General features: G+C 69.1%; 7 protein-coding genes. 5 read left to right on the forward strand and 2 right to left on the reverse strand.

The annotated features are described in order from the left end of the window. Positions 1-101 precede the first annotated feature (101 nt). Both ABZV91_RS07295 and gltB read right to left on the reverse strand, forming a co-directional pair. Positions 102-1,571 (reverse strand): glutamate synthase subunit beta, encoded by a 1,470-nt coding sequence (locus ABZV91_RS07295; RefSeq protein WP_355236906.1) that lies wholly within the window; start codon positions 1,569-1,571, stop codon positions 102-104. A gap of 119 nt (positions 1,572-1,690) precedes the next feature. Beyond that, positions 1,691-6,343, reverse strand: coding sequence for a glutamate synthase large subunit (gltB, locus tag ABZV91_RS07300; protein WP_355236797.1), 4,653 nt, complete (start codon positions 6,341-6,343; stop codon positions 1,691-1,693). A 917-nt stretch (positions 6,344-7,260) separates the two neighbouring features. Between gltB and ABZV91_RS07305 the strand changes: the two genes are divergently transcribed. The 5 genes from ABZV91_RS07305 to ABZV91_RS07325 all read left to right on the forward strand — a co-directional run bounded on the left by ABZV91_RS07305 (position 7,261) and on the right by ABZV91_RS07325 (position 13,282). Then, positions 7,261-8,931, forward strand: coding sequence for a DUF4407 domain-containing protein (locus ABZV91_RS07305; protein WP_355236800.1), 1,671 nt, complete (start codon positions 7,261-7,263; stop codon positions 8,929-8,931). 108 nt (positions 8,932-9,039) lie between these two features. After that, positions 9,040-9,948: a hypothetical protein gene (locus tag ABZV91_RS07310; RefSeq protein WP_355236803.1), complete on the forward strand. Its 909-nt coding sequence runs from the start codon at positions 9,040-9,042 to the stop codon at positions 9,946-9,948. Continuing rightward, complete coding sequence (locus tag ABZV91_RS07315; protein ID WP_355236805.1) at positions 9,945-10,982, forward strand: DUF4129 domain-containing protein; 1,038 nt, start codon at positions 9,945-9,947, stop codon at positions 10,980-10,982. Before ABZV91_RS07310 ends, ABZV91_RS07315 begins: the two co-directional genes overlap by 4 nt. Further along, positions 10,979-11,983 carry a MoxR family ATPase gene (locus ABZV91_RS07320; protein ID WP_355236808.1) on the forward strand — a complete coding sequence of 335 codons (1,005 nt, stop codon included), beginning with the start codon at positions 10,979-10,981 and terminating at the stop codon, positions 11,981-11,983. The genes ABZV91_RS07315 and ABZV91_RS07320 overlap by 4 nt, the downstream gene beginning before the upstream one ends. A gap of 3 nt (positions 11,984-11,986) precedes the next feature. Beyond that, complete coding sequence (locus ABZV91_RS07325; protein ID WP_355236811.1) at positions 11,987-13,282, forward strand: DUF58 domain-containing protein; 1,296 nt, start codon at positions 11,987-11,989, stop codon at positions 13,280-13,282. Positions 13,283-13,292: the final 10 nt, after the last annotated feature.

Here is a 13,292-nt window from a genome sequence, read left to right on the forward strand (position 1 = left end):
CGGCGCGGTGGCCCCGGAGAAACCCGGGAACACCGCGCCGTAGCGTATTCATCTGTGCCGGAGCGCCTCCGGCTCGGCGGTTACGGACCGCCGCGCCGCGGTCAGCGCTGAGCGACAGCGGTCGGCGGGATCGGCGCGGGCAGCGCCGTCTCGCCTTCCAGGTACCGGTCCACCGACGAGGCGGCGGCCCGGCCCTCGGCGATCGCCCAGACGATCAGGGACTGACCGCGCCCCATATCACCGGCGACGAACACACCGGGGATATTGGTGGCCCAGTTCTTGTCCCGTTGGACATTGCCGCGTTGGTCGTAACCGACACCGAGGTCGGTGAGCAGACCCGGCTTGTCGGGGCCGACGAAGCCCATGGCCAGCAGCACCAGATCGGCCTCGAGGGTGAAATCGGTCCCCTCGACCTTCTCGAACCGGCCGTTGACCATCGTGACCTCGTGCGCGTCGAGCCCGGTGACCTTGCCATCCGCGCCGACGAAACGTTCGGTGTTCACCGAGAACACCCGCTCGCCGCCCTCTTCGTGCGCCGAGGACACCCGGTACATGAGCGGGTAGGTCGGCCACGGGGTGGACCCGGCCCGTTCCTCCGGCGGCCGCGGCATGATCTCGAACTGGTGCACGCTGGCCGCGCCCTGCCGGTGCGAGGTGCCCAGGCAGTCGGCTCCGGTGTCACCGCCGCCGATGATGACGACCTTCTTACCGTGCGCGTGGATCGGCGGCAGACCTTTGTCGTCGGTCACCGGGTCGCCGTGCTGGACCCGGTTGGCCCACGGCAGGAATTCCATGGCCTGGTGGATACCGTCGAGTTCCCGGCCCGGGATGGGCAGGTCACGCGCCTGGGTGGCGCCACCGGCGAGGACCACCGCGTCGAACTTCTCGCGCAGCTCGTCTGCGGTGATATCGACACCGACATCGACGCCGGCCTTGAAGATGGTGCCCTCGGCCTCCATCTGCGCCAGGCGGCGATCGATGAAGCGCTTCTCCATCTTGAATTCCGGGATGCCGTACCGCATCAGACCACCGATGCGGTCGGCCCGCTCGAACACGGTCACGGTGTGACCGGCCCGAGTGAGCTGCTGTGCGGCCGCCAGACCCGCCGGGCCGGACCCCACGACCGCGACCTTCTTGCCGGTCAGCCGGGTCGGGTAGACCGGCGCGACCCAGCCCTCGTCGAAGGCGTTCTCGATGATCTCGACCTCGACCTGCTTGATGGTCACCGGGTCCTGGTTGATCCCGAGCACGCAGGACGCCTCACACGGCGCCGGGCACAGCCGCCCGGTGAACTCCGGGAAGTTGTTGGTCGCGTGCAGCCGGTCGATACCCTCGCGCCAGCGGTCCTTGTAGACCAGGTCGTTCCATTCGGGAATCAGGTTCCCCAGCGGGCAGCCGTTGTGACAGAAGGGAATACCGCAGTCCATACAGCGGCTGGCCTGCCGCTGCAGGGTCTCGTGCGGAAAACCCTCCTGGTAGACCTCTTTCCAGTCCATCAGGCGCAGCGGCACCGGACGGCGGGCGGGTAGCTCCCGGGACGTGTGCTTCAGAAATCCTTGGGTGTCACCCACGAGCGGCCCCCGAATGGTCACAGCGCCTCATCGACGCCCTCTGCGGAATTTTCTTACTGGCCACGAGCGGCCTCGAATAGTCACAGCGCCTCATCGACGCCGCCTGCGGAATTTTCTCACTAGCCACGAGCGGCCTCCATGATCGCCTCGTCGACGTCCTTACCGCTCTTCTCGGCCTCGGAGATAGCGAGCAGCACCTTCTTGTACTCGCGCGGCATGACCTTTACAAAGTGGTTGACCTGCTGGGACCAATCGCCCAGGATCCGTTCGGCCACCGCCGAGCCGGTCTGCTCGCGGTGCTGGCCGATGATGTCGCGCAGCCAGGTGAAATCGTCACCGGACAGCGGTTCGATGGCTTCGGCCTGTTCCGGGTTGACCCGGCCGGCGAAGGTGCCGTCGGGGTCGTAGACGAACGCCAGGCCACCCGACATACCGGCGCCGAAGTTGCGTCCGGTATCGCCCAGGATGACGACCCGCCCGCCGGTCATGTACTCGCAGGCGTGGTCACCGACGCCCTCGACCACCGCGGTGGCCCCGGAGTTGCGCACGGCGAACCGTTCGCCGACCACACCGTTGATGAACGCCTGGCCGCTGGTCGCGCCGAACAGGATCACGTTGCCGGCGATGATGTTCTCCTCGGCCCGGAAATCGGCCGGGGCGTTGGGCGCCGGGCGGACCACCAGATGGCCACCCGAAAGACCCTTGCCGACATAGTCGTTGGCGTCGCCCTGCACCCGCAGGGTGATACCGGCGGGAACGAACGCGCCGAAGCTGTTACCGGCCGAGCCGGTGAGCGTGATGTCGATGGTGTCGTCGGGCAGACCGGCACCACCGTAGAGCTTGGTCACCTCGTGGCCGAGCATGGTGCCGACCGTGCGGTTCACGTTCGTGATCTTGGTGTCGATCCGGACCGGCTTGCCGAATTCGAGCGCGTCGCGGCTCTGCGCGATGAGCTCGTTGTCCAGCGCCTTGTCCAGGCCGTGGTCCTGTTCCTTGGTCCGGCGGCGGTCCTGGAACATGAACGCCGTCTCGACATCGTCGAGGATGGGCGACAGATCCAGTTTGCTCGCCTTCCAGTGCCGCTTGGCCTTGCCGGTATCGAGCAGATCGACCCGGCCGATGGCCTCGTCCAGGGTGCGGAAACCCAGTTCGGCCAGCAGTTCCCGGACTTCCTCCGCGATGTACATGAAGAAGTTCACGACGAACTCGGCCTTACCGGTGAAGCGTTCCCGCAGCACCGGGTTCTGGGTTGCCACGCCGACCGGGCAGGTGTCGAGGTGGCAGACACGCATCATGATGCAGCCCGAGACCACCAGCGGCGCGGTCGCGAAACCGTACTCCTCGGCGCCCAGCAGGGCAGCGATCATCACATCGCGGCCGGTCTTCATCTGACCGTCGACCTGCACCACGATCCGGTCGCGCAGACCGTTGAGCAGCAGGGTCTGCTGGGTTTCGGCCAAGCCGAGCTCCCAGGGTCCACCGGCGTGCTTGAGCGAGGTCAGCGGGGAGGCGCCGGTACCGCCGTCGTGGCCGGAGATGAGCACCACATCGGCGTGCGCCTTGGACACACCCGCCGCGACCGTGCCGACGCCCGGCTCGGCGACCAGCTTCACATGGATCCGCGCCTGCGGATTCGCGTTCTTCAGATCGTGGATGAGCTGCGCCAGATCCTCGATCGAGTAGATGTCGTGGTGCGGCGGCGGCGAGATCAAGCCGACACCCGGGGTGGAGTGGCGGACCTCGGCGACCCACGGGTACACCTTGTGCGCGGGCAGCTGGCCGCCCTCACCGGGCTTCGCGCCCTGGGCCATCTTGATCTGGATATCGGTGCAGTTGGTCAGGTAGTGCGCCGTGACGCCGAAGCGTCCCGAGGCCACCTGCTTGATCGCGCTGCGCCGCCAGTCGCCGTTGTCCTCCGGTTCGAAGCGGGCCGGCGATTCACCGCCCTCACCGGAGTTGGAGCGGCCGCCGAGGCGGTTCATGGCGATGGCCAGGGTTTCGTGGGCCTCGGCCGAGATGGAGCCATAGCTCATGGCGCCGGTGGAGAAGCGCTTCACGATCTCGCCGGCGGGCTCGACCTCCTCGATCGGAATCGGGGAGCGCGCGCCCTTCTTGAACTCGAACAGGCCACGCAGCGAGGCCAGCCGCTCGGACTGGTCGTCGACCAGCTTGGTGTACTCCTTGAAGATCGAGTACTGACCGCTGCGGGTGGCGTGCTGCAGTTTGAACACGGTGTCCGGGTTGAAGAGGTGGTATTCGCCCTCACGCCGCCACTGGTACTCACCGCCCACCTCGAGCTCGCGGTGGGCGCGCTCGTTGCGGTTCTCCAGGAAGGCCACGGCGTGCCGGGTCGCCACATCGGTGGCGAGCTCGTCCAGCCCGATTCCGTCCAGGTGCGAGCGCAGACCGGTGAAGTACTCGTCCACCAGTTCCTGCGACAGGCCGATCACCTGGAACAGCTGGGCGCCGTTGTAGGAGGCGACAGTGGAGATGCCCATCTTGGACATCACCTTCAGCACGCCCTTGCTGGCGGCCTTGTTGTAGTTCGCGACGGCCTTGCGATAGTCGGCGGGCAGGTCGCCGGTGCTGCCGGGAATCTCCAGCGCGCCACGCTCGAGCATGTCCTCGATCGACTCGAAGGCCATGTAGGGGTTGATCGCGGCGGCACCGAAACCGACCAGCGTGGCCATATGGTGCACCTCGCGGGCGTCACCGGCCTCGACCACCAGGCCCACCATGGTGCGGGTGCGTTCCCGGACCAGATGGTGATGCACCGACGCGGTGAGCAGCAGCGACGGGATCGGCGCGAGCTTCTCGTTGGATTCGCGGTCGGACAGCACGATGATCCGGGCGCCACCGTCGATGGCGGCCGAGACCTGGGTGTTGATCGCGTTCAGCGCCCGGCGCAGACCTTCGCCCCCGGCCGCGACCTCGTACAGGCCGCGCACGACCACCGAGCGCAGACCGGGCTGGCTGCCGTCGTCGTTGATGTGGACCAGCTTCGCCAGTTCGTCGTTGTCGATGATCGGCTGCTGGATCACGATCTGCCGGCAGGACTCCGGGCTCGGGTGCAGCAGATCGGACTCCGGGCCGATATGGCGGCGCAGGCTGGTGACGACCTCTTCGCGGATGGCGTCCAGCGGCGGGTTGGTGACCTGCGCGAACTGCTGGGAGAAGTAGTCGAACAGCAGCCGCGGGCGCGCCGAGAGCACCGCGATCGGGGTGTCGGTCCCCATCGAACCCAGCGCTTCGGCGCCGGTCCTGGCCATCGGCGAGATCAGCAGGTTCAGTTCCTCGGTGGTGTACCCGAAGATCTGCTGGCGGATCAGCACGCGATCGTGCGACATGTGGACATGCGGCCGGTCCGGGAGGTCGGACAGATGCTTGATGCCCTCGTCGAGCCATTCCCGGTAGGGATGTTCGGCGGCCAGCTGCGCCTTGATCTCGTCGTCGCCGACGATCCGGCCCTGAGCGGTGTCCACCAGGAACATGCGGCCGGGCTGCAGGCGGATCTTGCGAACGACCTTGGACTGGTCGATATCGAGGACGCCGACCTCGGAGGCCATGACCACCAGACCGTCGTCGGTGACCCAGACCCGGCTCGGGCGCAGACCGTTGCGGTCCAGAACGGCGCCGATGACAGTGCCGTCGGTGAAGCACACCGACGCGGGGCCGTCCCACGGCTCCATCAGCATCGAGTGGTACTCGTAGAACGCCCGGCGTTCCGGGTCCATGTTCTCGTTGCGTTCCCAGGCTTCGGGAATCATCATCAGCACCGCGTGCGGCAGGCTGCGGCCACCGAGGTGGAGCAACTCCAGGACCTCGTCGAAACGCGCGGTATCGCTGGCGCCCGGGGTACAGACGGGGAAGATCTTGTCCAGCCGGTTCTTGCCGGCCGCGTCCTTGCCGAAGATGTCCGAACGCAGCAGCGCCTCACGCGCCCGCATCCAGTTCTCGTTACCGGCGACAGTGTTGATCTCACCGTTGTGCGCCACCCGGCGGAACGGGTGAGCCAGGGGCCAGGACGGGAAAGTGTTGGTGGAGAACCGGGAGTGCACGATGCCCAGGGCGCTCTCCACCCGGTCATCCTGCAGGTCCAGGTAGAAGGCCCGCAGCTGCGGGGTGGTGAACATGCCCTTGTAGACGAAGGTCTGGCCGGACAGGCTCGGGAAGTACACCGACTCCCTGCCCACCGCACCCTCGCCGGCACCCGCGCGACCGAGTTCGTGCTCGACCCGCTTGCGCACGACATAGGCGCGCCGTTCGAGATCCATCCCGGACAGCGGTTCGGCCGAATCGGCGGGCGAACCGATGAACACCTGCCGGAACAGCGGCATGGCATCACGCGACAGCGCGCCGAGCGACGATTCGTCGATCGGTACCTCGCGCCAGCCCAGGACCGTCAGGCCCTCTTCCTTGACGATCTTCTCGACGCCGTAGCAAGCGCGCGCGGCTTCGCGGCGGGCCTGCGGCAGGAAGGCGATACCGGTGGCGTAGGAGCCCTCCGGCGGCAGGTCGAAGTCGACGACCGCCCGGAAGAACCGGTCGGGTACCTGGATGAGGATGCCCGCGCCGTCACCGGAGTTCGGCTCGGCGCCCGCGGCACCGCGGTGCTCCAGATTCAACAGGGCCGTAATAGCCTTGTCGACGATGTCACGACTGCGGCGGCCGTGCATATCACCGACGAAGGCGACACCGCAGGCGTCGTGTTCGTTCGCCGGGTCGTAGAGCCCGATGGGTCCGGGGGACCTGTGGCCAGGTAGTTGCGTCATGCCTCTGCCTTCGAGAAAGTCGACCTCGACGTGGTGCGGCCTTTGCGAGAACGCCCTGTCGAACGCCGGTACTGTCGAACGCTCCCTGCTTGGACTGCGTTCGTACGTTGGCCGACACCAGCCGCGCTGATGGTGTTCGGCGTGCAGTCACGTCTGAAGTTTTTCCACCTGTCGCCGCTGTGCGCAGGTACCCGCCGGTAACGAAACGCTTACGCGTTCGGAACCCGGGAGCGGGATTTCGCCCGCTAGGCTGGCCTGATCGGTGGTCGCCCGAGCATGCCCTTCGGCCGGACATGGGTATGTGCGGCGTAAGAGCAAACGATAAGCCAGGTCCGGGACCCAACCAACCAAGGTTGCCCTAATAATCGGATCTAGCTGGGCTTCTTCATTCGTTCCTCCACATATGCGCGTTTTCTAGTGTAAAGCAGCTTTCCGGGGCGAATCGATCCCGGATCGGCCCTCCGAACAGCGGCGATCCATCGATTCAGAGCCTTCCGCGATGCCGCGCCGCATCCGCCGAACCCACGCTCACCTGCATCGAAGATGAATTCCCGACAGCGCCGGAAGGCAAACCCACCAGCCTGCGGCTAACTGTTGCGCACGCCGGTGAGATGTTCGTGACAGCGTCGTGACGAGCACAGAACATGATCCGACCGTTCGGCCTGTTTTTGCCGAAAGCACTCTCAGCACATGATCAGCAAACCACTCCTCGAGTGGTTTACGACACACTTTTCCGACCGGCGCGTGCATCGCTTCTGTTGCGCGAGCGAGGGTTTCGGGGGCGCCGGCGGTACGGCCGGGAGGCCGCCCGGGAAGCGGTCACCGTATGCTGCGCGACACCCTTGTGAAGATCCCCACACCCGATCGCCAAGGGTCGATGGCAGGCGTGTGTCCTGTCACGCTGAGACAACGAATCGATGACAGCTGCAGAGGATATGGGCCCCATGAGCGTCACCGGCATGTTCATCCGGCTCGGCGGCGGCCAGCCCACCGAGACCGCCGAGGGATACGAGCGCACGGGCTATACCGTCACCGGAGCGGGTGTGGCGCTGTTCGCCCTCGTCACCGGCGCGGTCACCGCCTCCGCCATGAGCGCCGCCGATCAACCACCTGCCGCCGTCGCCGCCATCGCCCTGATGGCCGGAATTCTCACCGGCCTGCTGGGCCGGGCGCTGGCCGGGGCCGAACCCACCGCCCCCCTCGACCGGCCCGCGGGGACCCTCGATCTGCCGGCCGTCGCCGCGCGGGTGGGTATCGCGCTGCTGACCGGCGTGGTGGTGGCCGAGATGGCGGTGACCGTACTGTTCGGCGGCACCGTGGACCGGATACTCGACGACCGCGCCGCGGCCGCGGCCGCCGCGGCCCCCGCCGTCCGTACCGCTCAGGACGAACTGGATCGTGCGGTCGCCGACCGGACCGCGCTGGACGGGACCATCGCGGCCGCCGCCGCGGATATCGACAGCGCCCTGATCGTCGCCCGGTGCGAGTTCAATCCGACTCCGCAGTGCCCGCAGACCAAGATCACCGGAGTGCCGGGTCGTGGCCCGGAGGCGCAGACCGCCGAGGCGATGCTCGACGATGCCCGCGCCGCGCTGAGCACCGCGCAGAACCGCGTGATCCCGCTGGACCAGCGCGTAACCGACGCCCGCCTGGCCCTGCACGACGCGCAGGCCGCCGCCGACGGTGACCGCGGGTTCGGTGCGCGGTGGTCGGCGGCACACGATTACACCATCGGTGAGCTGGGTGCCCTGGGACTACGTGCGCTGACCTGGCTGCTCTTCGGCCTGCTCGCGCTGCTGCCCCTGATTCTGCGCTGGTGGCGCGGTGAGACCCCACAGGAACGGCGACGGGCCGCCGACGCCGTACGCGACCGCGCCGAACGCGCCGCCGACGCGGCGATCGCCGAGAAGGAGGCCCGGGTCCGGGCCGATACCGCCGCCGTCTGGCTCGAAGCGCAGCTCACCGCGGCCGAACTGGTGGCCGAGGCCGACACCACCATCGACCGTGAACGTCAGCGCACCCGGGTCATCGCCGCGCTCGGCGGCCTGGAGATCGGGGTCACCGAACGCGACCCCGAACCCGCCGTACCGGCCGCGGCCGGTAATGCCGCGTTGCCGCCGGGAAGCGACGGAACGGACCTGCCGATACCACTCGGCAAGGAGATCGCGGTCCGCCCGCCGGCGGGTCTGGAACTGCCGATCATCGGTACCGTTCCGTTCACCGATACGGCCGCCCGCTGGATCCGCCCACTCGTCCCGGGCTTCGTCGGCTCGGCCATCGACACCGCCATCGACACCGCGAGCCGGCCGCTGCGCACCGCCCGCCAGGTGCTCACCGAAGCCGAAGAGATCACCTTCACGCTGCGCCGGGCACGGAAGGTCAGCGTGGACAGCGGTATCGAGGATTCGCCCGCCGTCCGTGACCGTTCGGTCGGACGCCGCGGCGACCCGGTGGACGCGGATATCACTCTGGGTGCGGATGCCATCGTTTCCGCCACGACCCATCTCGAGCCGACGACGACCGCCGCGCTGCCCCCGGGTAACGAACGAAAGACCCCCGCGCCTCGTGAACTGCCGCCGGGCAGTTGATCACCGCGGCCCGGGCGCGCGACCCGCGACCCACCGCGTCGGCAGACCCGACGCCGCCTTCGCTCCGGACGTGCGCGGACCGCACCGGCGCCCATTAGACTCGGCCGCGTGCAGCCTGCCGCTGATACGGCCGGTCCCGTCGGGGCGGGAATACATCCGGAAGGTCGAGCCCCGGTAGCGACGGTGCCGATCCGCCCGCTGAGTTTCCGGGAACTGCTCGACGCGCCCTTCGCTCTTCTGCAGGCCGATATCCGGACGCTGGCGGGAGGTGCCGCGGCGCTGCTGGTGGCCGGGGAACTCGTGGTGGCCGGCTCTATCGGGCTGGTCTCCCATCTGACCGACGGTTCGGATACGGGCACTGCCCTCGCCGCGCTGTTCGCGACGCTCGGTAGCGCCTGGATCGTCCGGCTGGTCCTGCGCGGTGTCACGGTCACCACCGGCCTTGCCCGGGTCGGCCGGACACCGATCGGGCTGCGCGAAAGTCTGCGCCGCACCGCCGGCAAGGTCGGTCCGCTGCTGCTCACCCAGCTCTCGTTCACCACCATCGGCATCGCGGTCCTCGGTATCAGCGCTCTGCTTTTCCCGTTCACCTTCTTCGGTGGCCTGCTCTGGTTCGTGGTCGCCTACCCCTGTTGCCTGCTCTGGCTGGCGTGGCTGCGCGCGCGTCATCTCGCGGCCGTGCCGGTGCTGTTCGCCGAGGGCGCGGGCGCCGGTACCGCACTGTCGCGGTCGGGCGCGCTGGTCGCGAACCTGCGTGCCCGCCGCGCCGGGCTCTGGCTCTGCCAGCGACTGCTCTTCACCCTGCTCATGGCGCCGCTGCTGGGCGTCGTACTGTTCGTCGGCGATATCTCGGGCACCCACCGGTGGGCGTTCCTGGTGCTGGTCACCCTCGCCGGGCTGCTGCTCGCGGCCTTCACCGAGATCGTGGAGTCCAGCGCCCGGGTGGCCGGTTACCTGGATCTGCGCTGCCGGCGTGAGGGCGCGGATATCCGGATTCCCGACGGAGGTGACCGGTGACCGATCCGTCCCGGTCCGTGCCGGAGCCGCCCCGGCTGGATGCCGCCGCGGTCCATTCGGCCGCCGCCGAACACGCGGCCGCGCACGGTGACTTCGATACCGCGTTCCGCGAACGTTTCCGGGCGTTGCTGCGCGGGCTGGAACAGCGCGGACTGCTCGAGGTGCGCCGATCGCGGACAGCCCGCGAGACCTCGCACGAAGCCGCGGCGCGCCTGCCCGCGGGAGTCTCCGGGGAATTGCCGTCCGCCGCCCGATCCTTCGACGAGGTCGTCTACGGCGGCCGCCGGGCCGAGGAGGAGGAATACCGCCGGCTGACGCTGGCAGACCGGTTCTCCGCGACCGCGCCGCCCCCGCCGGCCGAGCCGACCGATATCGAGCCGGTCCGCCGCCGACCGCGGTGGAGACCGGGTTCCGGCGAGTGGCCGGCGGTATTGCGTAATTCGCGCTTCTGGGCCGGGCTGGCCGCGGCGGCCTTGGTCCTGCTGGTGCTGTACGCGGTCCTGCAGGGCTGCTCCGGGCCCAGCGCGCCACGCGCCCCGGACGCGCCGCCGATCGATCCGCCACCGATGGACCCGCCGCCCAACGGCGACTACGACCCGGATCTGCCCCGGCCCACCGGCGAGGACTCGCTCTTCGAGCGAACCCCCGACTGGCTGGCTTTCGGAGGGTTGCAGTTCCTGATCGCCGCCGTCCTGCTGGTGTGGTGGCGGGCGCGGCGCCGGGGCACGGTGGTCGGCGAACCACGGCCGGTGGAGGTCGCGGCCGATGAACTGCTGGCCGGACAGGCGGGGCTCTACCGCCGCTCCGGTGATCACGCGCATATCGCGGGTGTGTTGCGCGCCGCGACCGTGCGCAGACTGCGTCGCGTGCTCGGCGCCGGGATGTCCCCGGAGGAACTGACGGTGGCGGTCGCCGCGCGGATCGGCGCCGACCCGGCCACCGTGGCGGCGGCCCTCTACGGACCGGTGCCGGACACACCGGCTCTGCGACTCGTTGCCGCGCAACTCGAATGGATCGAAGCGGAGGTCGGATGACCAGCATTGACACCGACAAGACCGGTACCGGAGGCGTCATCGCCCCCACTCCCGCCGAGGCGGCCGCCGCTTTCGCGGCGCTGCGCACCGAGATCGGCAAGGCGGTCGTGGGTAACGACAACGCCGTCATGTATCTGGTGCTGGCGCTGCTGTGCCGCGGCCACGTACTGCTGGAAGGGGTCCCCGGTGTGGCGAAGACCCTGCTGGTCCGGGCCCTGGCCACCGCCCTCGACCTACAGCACGCCCGGGTCCAGTTCACTCCCGACCTTATGCCTGCCGATGTCACCGGATCGCAGATCTACGATCCGCATTCGGCCGAGTTCACCTTCCGCGACGGTCCGGTGTTCACCAATCTGCTGCTGGCCGACGAGATCAACCGCACCCCGCCGAAAACCCAGTCGGCGCTGCTGGAATCCATGGAGGAACGCCAGGTCTCGGTCGACGGTGCGCCCCGGCAGCTGCCCGATCCCTTCGTCGTGGTCGCCACCCAGAACCCCATCGAGCAGGAGGGCACCTATCCGCTGCCCGAGGCACAGCTGGACCGGTTCCTGTTCAAGGTCGATATCCATCTCCCCGACCGCGACGACGAGTTCCGTGTACTGCAGCGCCACGCCGAGGGATTCGACCCCCGTGACCTCCGCGCGGCCGGGTTGCGTCCGGTGGCCGGGCCGGCGCATCTCGCCGCCGCCCGCTCCGCGATCGCCGGGATCACGGTCCGCCCGGAGATCCTCGCCTATATCGTCGATCTGTGCCGCGCCACCCGGACGGCGGCGGCGGTCCAGCACGGTGCGTCCACCCGCGGCGCCACCGCACTCATGTCCGCGGCGCGGGCGCTGGCCTGGCTGAACGGCCGGGGTTTCGTGACGCCCGACGATGTGAAAACCGTTGCCGTGGCTGCCCTGCGCCATCGGCTGCAACTGCGCCCCGAAGCCGAGCTGGACGGAGTCACCGGCGAACAGGTGATGGCTTCGCTGCTGTTGTCCATCCCGGTCCCGGTGTAGCTCGTGATCGTCACCGGCCGGCTGGTCACCGTCGCTGCCGCCGCGGCACTGGCGGTCATGGTGCTGGCTCCGTCCTGGGCCGCGGTCGCGGTGGCCAGTGCGCTGCTACTCGCGCTCGCCGTGACCGACCGCTCGCTGGCCGCGCGGAGCGCGGAACTGACGCTGCACCGGCCCGAATTGTCGGTGCTGCGCCTCGGCGCGCACACCGAGGTCGAGCTGACGCTGACCAACACCGGATCCCGCACAGTGCGCGGTCTGCTCTGGGACGACTGGCCCGACAGCGCCCGCGCCACCGAACGCGAACACCGGCTCACGGTCCCCCCGTCCGGTCGGATCCGGCTGCGCACCACCCTCTCCCCCATCCACCGCGGCGATCGCGCCGCCGGCCCGGTGACGCTGCGCCTGTGGGGACCGCTGGGGCTGGCCGGGTATCAGTTCCACCGCACCGCCCCGGCCCGGGTCCGCGCCCTGCCCCCGTTCCGCAGTGAACGACTCCTCGCCGCCAAGGTGAAACAGCTGCACCATCTGGAAGGCCGCAACCTGGCCGATGTCCGCGGCCAAGGCACCGAGTTCGACTCCTTCCGCGAATACGTACCGGGCGACGATGTCCGCACCATCGACTGGCGGGCCACCGCGCGAGCCACCGATGTCCTCGTCCGCACCTGGCGCCCGGAACGCAACCGGCAGGTCCTCATGCTCCTGAACACCGGCCGGATCAGCGCGGGCCGGGTGGGTACGGGCACCCGCCTGGAGACCTCGATCGAGGCGGCCCTCCTGCTGGGCGGCCTGGCCGCGGCCGGCGGCGATATGGTCGGCCTGCTCGCCTACGACCGGGCAGTGCGCGCCGAGGTACCCACCGGTGTCGGCCGTGGCATCCGGCCCAAACTCATGCACGCCCTGGCCGGCGTCACCCCCGCGCTGGTCGACACCGACGCCGACGGGCTGGTCCGGGCCGCTGTCCAGCGGGCCCGGCGGCGCAGCCTGATCGTCTGGTTCACCGGTCTGGACGGCGCCGCGGTCACCGAGAACCTGCTTCCGGTACTTCCGGTCCTGGCAGAGCGGCATCGGGTGCTGATCGTGTCGGTCACCGATCCCGATATCGCCGCCGCGGCCGCCGACCGCGGCAGTCCGGCCGCGCTGTACCGGGCGGCCGCCGCCGAATCGCGGATCGCCGAGCACGCGATACTGCAGGAATCGCTGCGCCGGATGGGGATCTCCGTGGTCGCCGCGGCCGGGCCCGAGCTGCCCGGGGCCCTGGCCGACGAGTATCTGGAGCTCAAACGCTCCGCGGCTCTCTGACGCAGGCCAC

The sequence above is a fragment of the Nocardia sp. NPDC004568 genome (genome assembly GCF_040609955.1).
Lineage (GTDB): Bacteria > Actinomycetota > Actinomycetes > Mycobacteriales > Mycobacteriaceae > Nocardia.